The sequence below is a fragment of the Gallaecimonas zhanjiangensis genome (assembly GCF_057624825.1).
Map to the genome: position 1 here is coordinate 356,491 of NZ_CM172603.1, position 14,634 is coordinate 371,124.

13 protein-coding genes are annotated in these 14,634 nt (G+C 60.8%); 5 read left to right on the forward strand and 8 right to left on the reverse strand.

Translation table 11 applies throughout. The features are described 5' to 3' along the window. Positions 1–40: 40 nt before the first annotated feature. From ppc to argE, 4 genes are read right to left on the reverse strand one after another with little or no spacing between them, the layout of a single operon-like run. Positions 41–2,653 (reverse strand): phosphoenolpyruvate carboxylase, encoded by a 2,613-nt coding sequence (gene ppc, locus AC22G1_RS01685; protein WP_487315230.1) that lies wholly within the window; start codon positions 2,651–2,653, stop codon positions 41–43. A 12-nt stretch (positions 2,654–2,665) separates the two neighbouring features. Next, positions 2,666–3,583 carry a 2-hydroxyacid dehydrogenase gene (locus AC22G1_RS01690; protein WP_487315231.1) on the reverse strand — a complete coding sequence of 306 codons (918 nt, stop codon included), beginning with the start codon at positions 3,581–3,583 and terminating at the stop codon, positions 2,666–2,668. Then, on the reverse strand, positions 3,580–4,329 hold the full coding sequence (locus AC22G1_RS01695; protein WP_487315232.1) for a TerC family protein: 750 nt from the start codon (positions 4,327–4,329) through the stop codon (positions 3,580–3,582). Before AC22G1_RS01695 ends, AC22G1_RS01690 begins: the two co-directional genes overlap by 4 nt. Before the next feature lie 39 nt (positions 4,330–4,368). After that, entirely contained in the window at positions 4,369–5,511 is a 1,143-nt protein-coding gene (argE, locus tag AC22G1_RS01700) for an acetylornithine deacetylase (RefSeq protein ID WP_050659199.1), read from the reverse strand. A gap of 234 nt (positions 5,512–5,745) precedes the next feature. Here argE and argC point away from each other — a divergent pair, with 234 nt between their 5' ends. The 5 genes from argC to argH are packed head-to-tail and all read left to right on the forward strand — an operon-like array spanning position 5,746 to position 11,442. Next, positions 5,746–6,762 carry an N-acetyl-gamma-glutamyl-phosphate reductase gene (argC, locus tag AC22G1_RS01705; protein ID WP_487315233.1) on the forward strand — a complete coding sequence of 339 codons (1,017 nt, stop codon included), beginning with the start codon at positions 5,746–5,748 and terminating at the stop codon, positions 6,760–6,762. Beyond that, the gene (argB, locus tag AC22G1_RS01710) at positions 6,759–7,508 is read left to right on the forward strand and encodes an acetylglutamate kinase (protein WP_487315234.1); all 750 of its coding nucleotides are present in this window, start codon (positions 6,759–6,761) and stop codon (positions 7,506–7,508) included. The genes argC and argB overlap by 4 nt, the downstream gene beginning before the upstream one ends. Positions 7,509–7,515: 7 nt before the next feature. Continuing rightward, positions 7,516–8,400 (forward strand): ornithine carbamoyltransferase, encoded by an 885-nt coding sequence (locus AC22G1_RS01715; RefSeq protein ID WP_487315235.1) that lies wholly within the window; start codon positions 7,516–7,518, stop codon positions 8,398–8,400. A gap of 5 nt (positions 8,401–8,405) precedes the next feature. Then, positions 8,406–9,611, forward strand: coding sequence for an argininosuccinate synthase (locus tag AC22G1_RS01720; protein ID WP_487315236.1), 1,206 nt, complete (start codon positions 8,406–8,408; stop codon positions 9,609–9,611). Between the two features lies 1 nt (position 9,612). Next, positions 9,613–11,442 (forward strand): argininosuccinate lyase, encoded by a 1,830-nt coding sequence (argH, locus tag AC22G1_RS01725; protein WP_487315237.1) that lies wholly within the window; start codon positions 9,613–9,615, stop codon positions 11,440–11,442. Positions 11,443–11,473: 31 nt separating this feature from the next. Here the strand turns inward: argH and AC22G1_RS01730 are convergent, their stop codons facing one another. From AC22G1_RS01730 to AC22G1_RS01745, 4 genes are read right to left on the reverse strand one after another with little or no spacing between them, the layout of a single operon-like run. Continuing rightward, on the reverse strand, positions 11,474–12,658 hold the full coding sequence (locus tag AC22G1_RS01730; protein WP_487315238.1) for an ATP-binding protein: 1,185 nt from the start codon (positions 12,656–12,658) through the stop codon (positions 11,474–11,476). After that, on the reverse strand, positions 12,655–13,359 hold the full coding sequence (locus tag AC22G1_RS01735; protein WP_487315239.1) for a response regulator transcription factor: 705 nt from the start codon (positions 13,357–13,359) through the stop codon (positions 12,655–12,657). Before AC22G1_RS01735 ends, AC22G1_RS01730 begins: the two co-directional genes overlap by 4 nt. Next, positions 13,356–13,688 carry a DUF3019 domain-containing protein gene (locus AC22G1_RS01740; RefSeq protein WP_487315240.1) on the reverse strand — a complete coding sequence of 111 codons (333 nt, stop codon included), beginning with the start codon at positions 13,686–13,688 and terminating at the stop codon, positions 13,356–13,358. Before AC22G1_RS01740 ends, AC22G1_RS01735 begins: the two co-directional genes overlap by 4 nt. Positions 13,689–13,720: 32 nt before the next feature. After that, on the reverse strand, positions 13,721–14,545 hold the full coding sequence (locus AC22G1_RS01745) for a MipA/OmpV family protein (protein ID WP_487315241.1): 825 nt from the start codon (positions 14,543–14,545) through the stop codon (positions 13,721–13,723). Positions 14,546–14,634: the final 89 nt, after the last annotated feature.

Below are 14,634 nucleotides of genomic sequence, written 5' to 3' on the forward strand. Positions count from 1 at the left end.
CTTTGCCAAGTTAGGCGTCGCTGCATTAGCCCGGCCCGAATTAGCCGGTGTTACGCATACCGGCGGCAATACCGGCCATGGTGACCATCAACGCCTGTTTGACCGGCTCTGGCGCCGTCTCCGAAGCCCGGGCCCGGCGCAACAACTCCGCCTGCAGGATGTTGAGCGGGTCGGTGTAGGGGTTGCGAAGCTTGATGGACTCTTGCAGCCAGGGGTCCTGGTCCATCAGGAACTCTTCCTTGGACAAGGTCAGCAGGGTGTGAATGCCCTCGTGGAGCAGCGCCCGCAGCTGTTTACCCAGCGGCCACAGGTGCTCCGGAACCAGGCGCTGATCGTAATAAGCCGACAGCTCCGAGTCGGTCTTCATGTACACCATCTCCAGCATATCCAGCCGCGCCTTGAAGAAGGGCCAGCGTTGGTAGAGGGTTTCCAGCTCCTGCTGGCGGCCAGCCTCAATCATGTTACGAAGGGCCTGGCCGGCGCCCAGCCAGGCCGGCAGCATCAGCCGGTTTTGGGTCCAGGAGAAGATCCAGGGAATGGCCCTAAGCGACTCCACACCGCCATCGGGGCGGCGTTTGGAGGGGCGGCTGCCAAGAGGCAGGCTGGCCAGCTCCTGCTCGGGGGTGGCGGCGCGAAAATAGGGCACAAAGTCCTTATGGCCGCGCACCACGGCCCGGTAGGCGGTGCAGGCGTCGTCGGCCATTTTGTCCATCACCTCGCGCCAGCTTTGCTCGGGCTCGGGAGGCGGCGACAAGCGCGCTTCCAAAATGGCGGTGATGTAGATCATCAGGCTGTTCACGGCAATGGCCGGTTGGCCGAACTTGAAGCGGATCATCTCCCCTTGCTCGGTAACCCGCAGGCCGCCGTCCACCGAGCCTGGCGGCTGCGACAGAATGGCCCCCTGGGCCGGGCCGCCGCCGCGGCCAACGGTGCCGCCGCGGCCGTGGAAGAGCCGCAGGCTGATGCCCCGTTCCTTACCGATATTCACCAGCGCTTCCTGAGCCCGGTACTGGGCCCAGGCGGCGGCAATCACCCCGGCGTCCTTGGCCGAATCCGAGTAGCCAATCATCACCTCCTGGTGGTGGTTGGCGTAGTCGCGGTACCAGGGCACGTCCAGCAGCGCCGTTATCACATCGGCGGCGTTGTTGAGATCGTCCAGGGTTTCAAAGAGCGGCGCTATGGGCATGGCCCACCGCATGCCAGCCTCTTTAAAGAACAGCGCCACCGCCAGCACGTCCGAGGGCTGGGAGGCCATGGAGATGATGTAAATGCCCAAGGCTTCTTTGGGCTGGCGGGCCACCACCGCAAAGGTGTCCAGCACCTCCTGGGTGTCGGCGCCCGGTTGCCAGTTGCGGGGAATAAGGGGCCGCTTGGAGTTGAGCTCGGCCAGCAAAAACTGTTGGCGCTTGGCTTCGTCCCATTCGAGGTAGGAGCCCAGGCCAAGATAGCGAGTGACTTCGTCTACGGCCTCGGCGTGGCGGCCCGAGTCTTGGCGGATATCGAGGCGAATGAGGTTCAGGCCGAAGCAGCGGGCGCGGATGATCATATCCAGCAGCGGGCCGTCGGCGATTTGCTCCATCTTGCACTCGTAGAGGCTCTTGTGGACCGCCAGCAGTGGCTTGAGGAAGTCCTCGTCCTGCCAGAGGATGTTGTCGCTGTCGGCCTGTTCGCCGCGCAGGGTCGCCTCGATGTAATCGATGGTGTTGCGCAGCTGGCGGCGCACTTTGCGAAGGGCCACCCGGTAGGGCTCCTTGCTGTTGTCGCCCATGGCCATGACTTCGCTATTGGCCTGGTGCATGGACAGCTCGGAGATAAGCGGGCTGATGTCGCGCAGGAACAAATCGGCCGCCGTCCAGCGAGCCAGCAGCAGCACCCGCTCGGTGATTTTGGCGGTCACATTGGGGTTGCCGTCGCGGTCACCGCCCATCCAGGAGGCAAAGCGCACCGGGCTTTTCTCCCAGGGCAGTTCCAGCTCGAACTGGCCCAGCTTGGCGTTGCACTGGCGGATAAAGTCCGGCACTGCGTCCCACAGGGCGTTTTCTACCGTGGCAAAGCCCCATTTGGCCTCATCCACCGGGGTGGGGCGGGCGGAGCGAATTTCATTGGTGTGCCAGGCCTGGGCAATGAGCTGGCGCAGCCGGTCTTGCCACTTTTGCTGCTCGCTGGTGCCAATGTTGGGGTTCTCAAGGGCCTTGAGGCAGTCGGCAATCTCGTCGTATTTGACGATGAGGGTGCGGCGGGTCACCTCGGTGGGGTGGGCGGTGAGCACCAGCTCGATGTCCATCTCCTTGAGCACCTGGGGCAGTTTGGCTTTTTGCTCGGCATTAAGGCCGGCCAGCAGTTCGTCGAGGCGGCGGCCGACGCTGTCCATGTTGTTGGTGACGCTAAAATGCTGCTCGGCGATGTTGGCCAAATTCAAAAACTGGTTAAAGGCCCGGGCCACTGGCACCAGCTCGTCGTCGGGCAGGCTGGTGAGGGTTTCCAGCAGCTCGTCGCGCCGGGCGCGGTCGCCAAAGCGGGCAGCCTTGGCCAACTGGCGAATGGCCTCGATGCGATCGAGATAAGCCTCGCCCTGATCGTGGGCGATGGTCTGGCCCAGCATGTCGCCGAGCATGTGAACTTGTCGTTTCAGGGCGCCGTATTGGTCAGCCATGAGAATCCTCCTTCAATAACCGAGGGTCGTATTGACGACATGGTTAAGCGCCGTGCCTTGGCGCATTGCAAGATAGTTTTGATAGACCACCCTGGCCAAATCGTTACCGCTTGTGATGCTGGCGTTGTGGGGAGTGACTGTTATGGTTGGATGCCGCCAGAACGGGTGCTGGCGGGGTAGGGGTTCTTGGATAAACACATCGAGGCAGGCGCCGCGCAGCTGGCCGCCGTCAAGGGCTGCCAGCAGGGCCTGCTCGTCAAGCTGGGCGCCGCGCCCAACATGAATAAGATAAGGGGCGCTATTGAGCCGGGCAAAAAAGGCGCCGTTCATCAGCCCCTGGGTTTGGGGCGTTAGCGGCAGCAGGCACACCAGATAGTCGAGCCCGGCAAGAAAATCGCCAAGGGCTGCCTCGCCGCTAAAGCAGTCGATGCCCGGCAGCTGCCGGGGGCTGCGGCTCCAGCCTTTGACGCTAAAGCCAAGGCCGGCAAGCTGGCCCGCCACATAGCCGCCCAATTGCCCAAGGCCCATCACCCCAACGCAGCCGCCCCGGCGATAATGGCGCTGCTGCCAATCTTGGTTGGCTTGGTCGCTGGCCATGGCCTGCCACTGGCGCTGCTCGGCAAGGATGGCCAGCAGCACGTAATCACGCATATCGGTTTTGAGGTTGGGGCTGATGGTGCGACAGAGCGTCACCCCGGAAGGCATCTCGGCGGCCAGGCCGTCGACCCCGGCGCCCAGGCTTTGCACCACTTTGAGATTGGGAAACTGCGCCAAGGCGCCGGCTGGCGGCTGCCAGGCAACAGCAAACGCTACGGTCTGGGGAGCGGGGCAATCGGGCCACAGCTGAATATCCAACTGCTCATCCAGCGCCTTTAGTCGCTTGGCCAAACCCTCGCCGCCGCGCCCCGGCAGCACCAGTGCCAGGCTCATGCGCCGTCACCGGGTTGGCGTTTACGCAGCTGCACCACCTTGCGGCGGCCCTTGCGGGCGCGAATATTGAGCACTTCCACCCCCAGCGAGAAGGCCATGGCGAAGTACACGTAGCCTTTGGGGATGTCCAGGCCAAAGCCTTCGCCGGTGAGGGTAAAGCCCACCAGAATCAAAAACGACAGGGCCAGCATCTTGATGGTGGGGTGGCGGTCGACAAAATCGCCGATGGCCTTGGCTGCCAGCATCATAACCACTACCGACAGCACGATGGCGATGATCATCACCTCAATATGGTTGGCAAGGCCGACGGCGGTGATCACCGAGTCTAGGGAGAAGACGATATCGATAATGGCAATTTGCACCAGGGTGGCGGCAAAGGCGGCAGACTTGGGGGCTTCGTGGCTCTCTTGCTCGCCCTCCAGGCTGTTGTGGATCTCATGGGTGCTTTTCCAGATAAGGAATAGCCCGCCGAGAATAAGGATGCTGTCGCGACCGGTCACCGCGAAATCGCCAATTTCAAACCAGGGGCTGGTCAGCCCCATCACCCAGGACAGGCTCAGCAGCAACAGGATGCGGGTCAGCATGGCCAATCCCAGGCCAAGCAGGCGCCCCTTTTGCCGTTGCTGCTCGGGCAGCCTGCCTACCAGCACCGAGATAAAAATGATGTTGTCGATGCCAAGGACGATCTCAAGCAGGGTTAGGGTCGCCAAGGCGGCCCAGGCGCTGGGATCGGTTAACCATTCCATGATGTAAACCTGTTGTTAAAAGACAACGCTTCCCCGATGTTACGTGAGACACAGCCGCTTGACCATGCCTTGCACCAGTTCCATGGCCGGGCCTATCTGATCCATGGCCATAAACTCGTCGGGCTGATGGGCCTGGCGGATGGAACCCGGGCCCAGCACCAGCACCTCGCTGCCCAGGCTGGCAAAGAAGGGGGCTTCGGTGGCGTAGTTGGCGGTTTCCACCGGTTGGCCCAGCAGCCGGCTGACTTCGTCTTTCCAGGGCCCATCCGGGCTGACAAAGGCCGGGCAGGGCTCGTGCAGGTGCTGCCACTGCAAGGCGCCGGGATGTGCTTTTTCTACATTTGACAGCTTTTCTTTCAAAAGCCCTTCTAATTCGGGAATGCTCATGCCCGGCAGCGGGCGCATGTCGATATGCAGCTCGCAGCAGCCGCAGATGCGGTTGGCGTTGTCGCCGCCGTGAATGTGGCCGAGGTTCAGGGTCGGGTAGGGCACCGCGAAGTGATGGTCGCAGTAGCGCTCGGCCAACTCCTGTTTGAGCACAATCAAATCGCCCAGCACGCCGTGCATCAGCTCCATGGCGTTAAGGCCGGCGCCGGGGTCTGATGAATGGCCACTCTTGCCGGTAATGCGGATACCGGCGCTGATATGGCCCTTATGGCGGCCGATGGGTTTGAGCTCGGTTGGCTCCCCCACCAGGGTCAGGGCCGGGCTGAACGGGGCAGCCTCGGCCAGGCGGCGGGCCCCTTCCATAGAGGTTTCTTCATCGGCGGTGGCGGCGATACGCAGCGGCGCCTTGAGTTGGCTTAAATCCATGCCCTCCAGGGCCGCCAGCACCAGGGCGAAAAAGCCCTTCATGTCGGTGGCACCCAGGCCAAACCATTTGCCGTCGGCTTCGGTCATTGCCAGTGGATTTTTATTCCATCGGCCCTCGTCGAAGGGCACGGTGTCGGCATGGCCTGCCAGCAGCAGGCCGCCAGGGCCACTGCCCAGCTCGGCCCACAGGTTCAACTTGTTGTGGCCCACCGGCTGCAAGGTCACCTTAAAGCCCAGAGTCTCGCACCACTGGGCCAATTGCTCGATCACCGCCTTGTTGCCGGTATCCAGCGCCGGATCGGTGGCCGACACCGAAGGCAGGGTCAGCAACCGGTTAAACATCTGCGCCAGAGAGGGTAATTTCTGCATGAATAAATTCCCGGTGGTGTTGCATTAAAATTTAGGTTTGGGTAGTCTATCGAGCATTGAATTAAAATCCACCATCCAGGGATAAAAATGTTTCAACCGATGCGACGATACAACTGCGTATTCCATTGAATCCGGGACCGCTTTTTTAAAGCCTGCCCGGGAGCAGGCGCGTTGCATCAGGCTTCACTACTGCTCATCTAGACTTGGTGTCATTGATTCTTGAGAGCTGTTGCCATGTTGAAAACCCTTATTATTGGTGGCGCCGGTTACACAGGCCAGGAACTGTGCAAACTGGTTACCTCCCATCCCCAGCTGAAACTCGGACATGTCTTTGCCTCCGCCGGCTCCAAAAATGCCGGTGAGCCGCTGCCTTTGGGCATCAAGGGCGTGATTGAAGACGGCAACCTCGAAGCCATCCTGGCCGCCGCCAAAGACGCCCAGGTGATCCTGCTGGCCACCCCCCATGAAGCCTCTGCTGAGCTGGTGCCGGATTTGGTCAGGCACAGCGACGCGCTGATTGTGGACTTGTCCGGCGGCTTTCGCCTGGACGCCTCAGCTTATCCCAAATGGTACGGCTTCGAGCACCCCTCAAAGGATCTGCTGGCCGGCGCCGTTTACGGCCTGGTGGGCTGGAACGATGACGCCATCAAAAAAAGCCGCCTGATTGCCGCCCCTGGCTGTTACCCCACCGCCAGCCTGCTGGCCCTCAAACCGCTGATGAAAGCGGGCCTTATTGATGGCCTGCCCATTATCAATGCGGTCAGCGGTGTATCCGGTGCCGGTAAATCCAATAAGCCCCACACCCAGTTTTGTGAGGTGAGCCTCAGCGCCTACGGGGTGCTGGGCCATCGCCATCAGCCGGAAATTGCCCAGCACCTGGGCTGCGACCTCATTTTTACCCCGCACCTGGGCGCCTTTGACCGCGGCATCCTGGCCACCATCACCGTGCCGGTGAAGGCCGGTACCACCCAGGGCCAGTTGGACGCGCTCTACAACGACTGTTACGGCAATCATCCGTCGGTACAGCTGACCGGCAATCTTCGGGAAAAATCCCCGGCCATCAAGAACGTGGCCTATACCCCTTATGCACAAATCGGCTGGGCGGTGGACGAGACCCGCAACTTGGTGGTGCTGTCGTCTGCCATCGACAACCTGCTCAAAGGCGCGGCAAGCCAGGCAGTTGAGTGCATAAATACGCACTTCGGATTCAAGCTCCGGCCGCTGCCGGGCTACGGTTGGGAGGCCCTATGAAGCCGCTGGTAGTGAAAATCGGTGGCGCCGTACTGGACGCTGGCCAAGCCCTGGAAAGCCTGCTCAGTGCCTTGGTGGCCATCAAAGACCGCCCGGTAGTGCTGGTGCACGGCGGTGGTGACCGGGTTGACCAGGTGCTGAAACAAGCCGGTATCGAGCCCCGTAAGTTCAACGGCAAGCGCATTACCGATGCCGCCAGCCTGCCACTGGTGGTGGGCACCCTGGCCGGTGAAATCAACAAAACCCTGGCCGCCAAGATGCGTGCCTTAGGCGGTGAACCTGTTGGCCTGTCCCTGGCCGACGGCATCGCCTTTGCCGAACCGGCCGGGCAAGAGTGGGGCGCCGTGGGCGTACTCACCGAAGGTTCCGACACCCTGCTGTCGTTGTTGCTGCAAGGCGGGTTCATCCCGGTGGTGAGCTCCATTGCGGCCAGCAAAGGCGGGGATCTTTTGAATATCAATGCTGATGAAGCGGCGGCCAAGGTGGCCGAACTTCTGGATGCCGAGTTGGTGCTGCTCAGTGACGTACCCGGCGTGCTTGATGGCAACAAACAGCTGATCCCGTCGTTGACGGCGGCTGATATTGCTGCCCTCAAGGCCGACGGGGTGATCAACGGCGGCATGGTGGTGAAGGTGGACGCGGCGCTGTTTGCCGCCGGGAAACTGGGCCGGGCGGTACGCCTTGCCTCCTGGCGTGACCCCCAGTCCATCAGCAACGCCGCCCTTGGCACCCAGATCGCACCCTGAGGACGACATGAAACACTTATTGACAGACTTTGACTGGACCGAAGGCGAACTGAAGGCGCTTTTACAAAAGGCAGCGACCGTAAAGGCCAAGCCAGCCGACTACGCCCAGGCCCTGGCCGGCAAGTCGGTGGCAATGATTTTTGAAAAGCCCTCCCTGCGCACCCGGGTCACCTTCGAGCTGGGCGCCCAGCAGTTGGGCGCTTTTGTGGTCTATCTTGACCAGAACCATGGCGCCCTGGGTAAGCGTGAGCCGGTGGGGGATTTTGCCCAGAACCTGTCGTGCTGGGTGGACTGCATCGTGGCCCGTACCTTCAGCCAGACCACCATTGATGAGCTGGCGGACAAAGGATCGGTGTCGGTGATCAATGCCCTGTCTGACCGTTACCATCCCTGCCAGGCCCTGGCCGACATGCTGAGCCTGTACGAGGTGTTCGGCAAGCTCGAAGGGGTGAAGCTGGCTTATGTGGGGGACGGTAATAATGTCACTCAATCGCTGATGATACTGTCCAAGCTGTTGGGCGTAGAGATGGTGATTATCACTCCCAAAGGCTGTGAGCCGGCGGCGGACATCGTTGAAGCCACCGGCTTTACCGTGACCGACGACCTTGCTGCTTTGGAAGGGGTAGATGCCATCTACACCGACACCTGGGTCTCCATGGGGGACGACAAGGATCCGGAAGACGTGCTGCGCACCTTCCTGCCTTACCAGGTGAACAGCGAGATGATGAAAAAATACGGGGCCAAGGCCTTCATGCACTGCCTGCCTGCCTACCGCGGCAAGGAAGTGACCACCGAAGTGCTCGAGGGCCCGCAATCTATCGTGCTGCGCCAGGCCGAGAACCGCCTGCACGTGCAAAAAGCCGTTTATTTGAAGCTTCTTAAAGAGGATTAATACAGATGTCTGTATCCAAAGTGGTATTGGCCTATTCGGGCGGTCTCGACACCTCAGCCATCGTGCCGTGGCTCAAAGAAAACTACGACTGCGAAGTGGTCGCCTTCGTGGCCGACGTAGGCCAGGGCGCTGAAGAGCTGGAAGGCGTGGAAGCCAAGGCTTTGGCCTCTGGCGCCTCCGAGTGCCACATTGTCGACCTCAAAGAAGAGCTGGCCAACGAGTACATCTGGCCGATGCTCAAGGCCGAGTCCATCTACGAAGACGACTACATGCTGGGCACCTCCGTGGCCCGCCCGGTGATCGCCAAAGCCCAGGTGATGGTGGCCCGTAAAGTGGGCGCCGACGCCCTGGCCCACGGCTGTACCGGTAAAGGCAACGACCAGGTGCGTTTCGAGTCCTGCTTCGCCGCCCTGGCCCCTGATCTTAAAGTCATCGCCCCCTGGCGCGAGTGGACCATGCGCAGCCGTGAAGAGCTGCTCAACTACCTGGACGAGCGCAACATCCCCTGTAGCGCCAGCCTGACCAAAATCTACAGCCGCGACGCCAACCTGTGGCACATCTCCACCGAAGGTGGCGAGCTGGAAGACACCTGGACCACCGCCGGCGTTAACTGCTGGGCCTGGACCGTTGACCCCAAAGAAGCCCCGGACACCGCCGAAGTGGTGGAGCTGGATTTTGACGCCGGCATACCGGTATCTCTGAACGGCCAGAAGTTGTCCGGCGCTGCCCTGATTGAAAAACTCAACACCATCGCCAGCGCCCACGGCGTGGGCCGGGTCGACATCGTTGAGAACCGTCTGGTGGGCATGAAGTCCCGCGGTTGCTACGAGACCCCTGCCGGTACCGTACTGTTGGCCGCCCACCAGGCGCTGTCGCACCTGGTACTGGACAAGGTCTGCTCGCAACACCTGAAATACCTGGGCCTGCAATTTGCCCAGCTGCTCTATGACGGGCGTTGGTTCACCCCGCTGCGCGAAGCCATTGTCGCCGGCGTTGAGAGCCTCAACCAGGAACTGACCGGCAAGGTGAAAGTGGAGCTCTATAAAGGCCGCGCCACCGTGCTGGGCAGCGAGTCGCCCAACAGCCTGTTCTCCGAAGCCTTCGCGACTTTCGGCGCCGATGAGGTGTACAACCAGAAAGACGCGGCCGGTTTCATTCGTCTGTACAGCCTGCCAGCGCGCATCAAAGCGCTGAAGAAAGAGGGTAAATAACATGGCGGCGCTCTGGGGAGGTCGTTTTGAGCAAGGTGCCAGCGAGGCCTTTGCGCGGTTCAATGCCTCTTTACCTGTCGATTGGCGATTTTGGGCCGAGGACATCCAAGGCTCCCAGGCCTGGGCGGGTGCCCTGGCCGACGTGGGTGTACTGACCCAGAGCGAAGCCGAGGTGCTGCAAGGCGCCCTTGGCAAACTGGCCGGTCAGCTGGCCAGTGACCCCAGCCCGCTGCATGCCAGTAGCGAAGAAGACATCCACAGTTTTGTGGAGTCTTGGCTGATCAATGAAGTGGGCGATCTTGGCAAAAAGCTGCACACCGGCCGTTCCCGTAACGACCAGGTGGCTACCGATTTTCGGCTTTGGTGCCGTAACCGTGCCCGTGGCCTGCTGGGCGAGGTCTACCAGACCCTGGAGATCATGGCGGTGCTGGCCGAGCGCGAGCACGGCACCTTGATGCCGGGTTATACCCACCTGCAACGGGCTCAGCCGGTGACCTTCGGGCACTGGGTGATGGCTTATGCCGAGATGCTGGAGCGCGACGCCGAGCGCCTGGAAGACGCCATCAAGCGGGTGAATGTCTGCCCGCTCGGTTGCGGCGCCCTGGCCGGCACCGCCTATCCCATCGACCGGGATAAGCTGGCCAAGGAGCTGGGTTTTGACCGGGCTGCCCGTAACAGCCTGGATGCCATCTCCGACCGCGACTTCGTGCTGGAACTGCTGCAGGTGGCCTCCACCTCCGGTTTGCACCTGTCACGGCTGGCCGAAGACCTTATCTTCTTTGGCACCGGTGAAGCGGGTTTCGTGAAGTTTTCTGACACTGTCAGCTCCGGCTCGTCCCTGATGCCGCAGAAGAAAAACCCCGACGCCCTGGAGCTTATCCGTGGCAAAAGCGGCCGTATCTTTGGCTCCATGGCCGGTTTTGCCATGACCGTCAAAGCCCTGCCCTTGTCTTACAACAAGGACCTGCAGGAAGACAAAAACGGCCTCTTCGACGCCCTGGACACCTGGAGCGACTGCCTGCTGCTGACCCGTGAAGTGCTGGCCACCATCGAAGTGAACAAGGAAGCCTGCGCCAAGGCGGCCGCCGGAGGCTACTCCAACGCCACCGAACTGGCCGACTACCTGGTGGCCAAGGGCATCCCGTTCCGCGAAGCCCACCACATGGTTGGGGTGCTGGTGCGTATGGCCATCGAGCAGCAACTGCCCCTCGAAGCCCTGCCGCTGGCCCAGATGAAGCAAGTGGCAGAGGTTATCGAAGACGATGTCTACCCGGCGCTGGATTTGTTGGCGGCGCTGGAAAAACGCTGCGCTCAAGGCGGTGTGTCGCTGGCGCGCCAACAGGAAGCCATCAAGGCCTTTAATGGCCGCCTGGCTGCCAAGGCGGTGCGCCGCGCCAACCTCGAAGACGTGGATGCCATCGTCAAGCTGATTGGCCACTGGGCCGGCGAAGGTGAAAACCTGCCCCGTTCCCGGGAAGACATCATCCACTCCATCCAGGATTTTGTGGTGGCAGAAGTGGACGGCAAGGTGGCCGGTTGTGCCAGCCTGTACATCTACTCCACCGGCCTTGCCGAGATCCGCTCTTTGGGGCTGAACGAAAACGCCCACGGCAAAGGCCTTGGCCAAGCCATGGTGCAGATCCTGATGGACGAAGCCAGGTCGCTGAAACTCAAGCGCGTTATCGTGCTGACCCGGGTGGCGGGCTTCTTCGACAAGCAGGGCTTCAAGGTGATCTTCAAGGACACCCTGCCCGAAAAGGTGATGAAGGACTGCAAGCTCTGCCCGCGCCAGGACAACTGCGATGAAATCGCCATGGAGCACCGGCTCTAACGAATAAAAAACCCCGCTTCGGCGGGGTTTTTTATTGCCCGAAATGCAGCACGATACGGGCGCCGCCCAAGGGCGAATCTTCCAGGCGCAGCTCGCCGCCGTGCAGGTGCATGATACGGGCGCACATGGCGAGCCCCAGGCCCAGGTGCGGCGCCTGATCCTGGCTGCGGGCGCTGTCGCCCCGGTAAAAAAGCTGGGTAGCGCGCTGTTTTTCTTCTTCGCTAAGGCCGGGGCCGTCGTCTTCCAGATACAAGGCGTCGTCTTGCCAGCCCAGGCGGATCTGCGCTTTGGCGTAACGCTTGGCATTATCCAACAGGTTTTGCAGGCAGCGGGTTAAAAGGTGCGGGTCGGCGGCCAGGGTAGCCGGCAGGGCGCCGCTGATCTGCACCGCTTCCCCTGCCAGTAGCTTTGCCAGAAAAGCGGGCAGGGCAATGGTTTGGCGCTGGATGCTGTCCACCGCCTCCAGTTCGTGGAACTGGCTCCAGTGGTCGATGATCTGTTCCAGGTAATCGAGGTCGGCCTTGATGCTGTCGGAATGAGGGCCTTTGCCATTCATGGCCAGGGCAAAACGCAGCCGGGTCAGAGGGGTGCGAAGGTCGTGGCTGACGGCGCGAGTCATCAGGGCTTGGTCGGCCAGCAGCTGCTCGATGCGCTGGGCCATCCGGTTAAAACTCTGGGCCAAGTCCGACAGATAACCGCCGCGGCGCACCTTCACCCTTTGCTGCCAAAAACCGCGCCCGAACGCCTGGGCGGCCTTTTTTAAGGCGGCAAGCTCGCGGGCCAGCGGCCATTGCCACAGCAGCACAAAGAGCGCCAGCAGAATGAAAAACAGCGCTTCCAGGCCAAAGCTGCTGGCTCGGGGGCCTTCCTCAAAAGGGCCTATCAGCAGCAACTGGCTGCCTTGGGGAGTGAGTAGGAAGTCTTGCTTGCCTTGGGTTAGAGGCAGAATTTGCTCTTTGCTCAAAGGCGCGGTGAGCTGGATATCGCTTGGGCTTAGCAGCTTTGCCTTGACTCCGTGCTGGTCAAGGTAGGCCTGCCACTGCTCGGCCGGCAGCGGGGCCAAGTCACTTTTTATCAGCCGTACCAGTTGCACCTGGCTGGCGGTGGCTGGTGCCGGTTCACTGTTAATGTGCTGCCAGAGCTGGTCCAGGCCGTAGCCCAGAGACAGCAATGCCAGCGTCAGCAAGCCATAGAGGCTGATAAAAAGGCGTTTCATAACCAGGAGTCGGGTGCGAACAGGTAGCCGTGGCCCCAGATGGTTTTGATGCGGGTAGGGCTGTCGCTGTCGTCCCCCAGTTTTTTACGCAGCCTGGAAATGCGTTGGTCCAGCTTGCGGTCGCTGCCATCGTAGCTAAAGCCCAGCAGGCTCTCGTAGAGATAATCACGGCTGAGCGCTTTGCCGGCCTGGCTGGCCAGGGCCCACAGCAGGGCAAATTCGTTGCTGGTCAGCGCCACTTCTTTGGCCTGGTACTCGACGGTACGGGTGTCACCGTTGAGCACCAGCGAGCCAAATTGCAGCTTGGTGGAGAGCGGCACCCGGTTTTGGCGGCGCAGCAGGTTTTCGATACGGGCCAGCAGCAGCTCGGGCTCAACCGGCTTGACCACGTAATCGGCGGCGCCAAGGTTCAGGCCCTGAATTTGGTCGCGGCTATTGCTCAGGGCCGACAGGATCAGCACCGGGCCGTTGTATTGCTCTGCCAACTGGCTGCACAGGGTAAAACCGTCGGTATCCGGCAGCATCAAATCGAGGATGATAAGGTCCGGCTGCAACTCTCTGGCCAATGGCAGCACTCGGCTCCCGTTGGCAACCCAGTGCACAAAGTAACCCTGCTCTCGCAGATATAACTGCACCAGCTCGGCAAGACGCCTGTCGTCTTCAACCAGCAACAAACGGGCTTTGGGGTCGGATGTTATCAATGAAGGCTCCATGGCATGCGGTTACGCCGCTTTACGTGTTGGGTGAAAAGCACCTGCCAGCTTCCCTGCCAGATGACGGTGCCGTCGTTGAGGATCAGTTTGAACAGCTGGGGTGTGTCGGCTTTGACCTCGCCTTGCCAATGGCCCTGACGGTTAGCCGGCCAGCATTTGAGCTGCTGCTCCTGGCGATAAAGGCACAGCGGCAGCGGCTCGGGTTGGGACCATTGAAGCTGGACCTCGGCTTTGCAACTGGACTCAGTGGGGGCAGCCACGCACCATTTCGGCTGCAACTCAACCTGGGGCGCCGTTAGCGCCCCTGAGTTACCCATGAGAAAAACCAGGCCAAGCCATTTCATCGTTTCTAAAAGGTCAGGGTGATGCCGATAAAACTGTCCAAGACGGTCCTTTCGTCTACCAGCGGGCTATTGGCGATGCCGCTTCCAAGGCGACGGCTATTGAGGTTGACCAGCAACCCAAGGTGTTCGGAAAGGGGATAAAGCCATTGGCCGCTGACGACCCAGTCGACACTGCTGCGGCCTTGGTAGCCCATACCATCCTGGTCGAGGCTTTCCGTTCCATAGTAGTAGTCGACCAATTCGGCGCTTTTCCAATCAAAACCGCCGCTAAATTGCCACTGGCCGTAAAACTCAAAGCCCCGACCCAAGCGCAGGCTGGCAAAGGCGCCGTTGTGACGGCCGCTGATGTCGTTGAGCAGTTTGAGCCGCACAAACCCCTGTTGCCCGTAGTGGCTGAACCCCAGGCCCCCTAACCAAGCCCACTGCGGGTCGTGGTCTTGTTGGGTAACGACTTCTTCTGTGGTCATCACTTTATTGCATTCATTGCAAAAGGCCGGCAAACGGGAAGAGGCCAGAGAAACACGTTTCCAGTGATGAAAGTAAAAGGCGTCGTCAGAATAACTGACCATGACAAACAGCTGGTTATCGCCGTCGTCATAGAGGTTGGCGGCCAACTCGCCGTTGTCGAAATAACCCCAATCGGCGTAGTAGGCCAGTTGCGGCAACAGGTAGTAGCGGTTGTCCCCTTTTGTGGCCAGCGGATTTTGCTTATGGCCAGCCCCAACTGCCAGCCCCACTTCCCACTGGCCGGCAGCGATAGTGCTCAGCTCCTGGGCATGAGCTGCCAGGCTGGAGAGCAAAAAAATAAGGGATATCAGGGTCTTTGGCACAGGGGGAACAACAAACAGGCAAAGGGACAGCGGATTGTAACTGCTTAACCTTTGCCCGTCTGTGATGTCATACAAATTGCGACATCTGT

What these genes read in the sequence shown, in the direction of transcription:
- argH (WP_487315237.1), top strand. Translation starts at nt 9,613, where the DNA reads ATGGCGGCGCTCTGGGGAGGTCGTTTTGAGCAAGGTGCCAGCGAGGCC.
- ppc (WP_487315230.1), bottom strand. Translation starts at nt 2,653, where the DNA reads ATGGCTGACCAATACGGCGCCCTGAAACGACAAGTTCACATGCTCGGC.
- AC22G1_RS01690 (WP_487315231.1), bottom strand. Translation starts at nt 3,583, where the DNA reads ATGAGCCTGGCACTGGTGCTGCCGGGGCGCGGCGGCGAGGGTTTGGCC.
- AC22G1_RS01715 (WP_487315235.1), top strand. Translation starts at nt 7,516, where the DNA reads ATGAAACACTTATTGACAGACTTTGACTGGACCGAAGGCGAACTGAAG.
- AC22G1_RS01695 (WP_487315232.1), bottom strand. Translation starts at nt 4,329, where the DNA reads ATGGAATGGTTAACCGATCCCAGCGCCTGGGCCGCCTTGGCGACCCTA.
- AC22G1_RS01730 (WP_487315238.1), bottom strand. Translation starts at nt 12,658, where the DNA reads ATGAAACGCCTTTTTATCAGCCTCTATGGCTTGCTGACGCTGGCATTG.
- argC (WP_487315233.1), top strand. Translation starts at nt 5,746, where the DNA reads ATGTTGAAAACCCTTATTATTGGTGGCGCCGGTTACACAGGCCAGGAA.
- AC22G1_RS01740 (WP_487315240.1), bottom strand. Translation starts at nt 13,688, where the DNA reads ATGGGTAACTCAGGGGCGCTAACGGCGCCCCAGGTTGAGTTGCAGCCG.
- AC22G1_RS01720 (WP_487315236.1), top strand. Translation starts at nt 8,406, where the DNA reads ATGTCTGTATCCAAAGTGGTATTGGCCTATTCGGGCGGTCTCGACACC.
- argE (WP_050659199.1), bottom strand. Translation starts at nt 5,511, where the DNA reads ATGCAGAAATTACCCTCTCTGGCGCAGATGTTTAACCGGTTGCTGACC.
- argB (WP_487315234.1), top strand. Translation starts at nt 6,759, where the DNA reads ATGAAGCCGCTGGTAGTGAAAATCGGTGGCGCCGTACTGGACGCTGGC.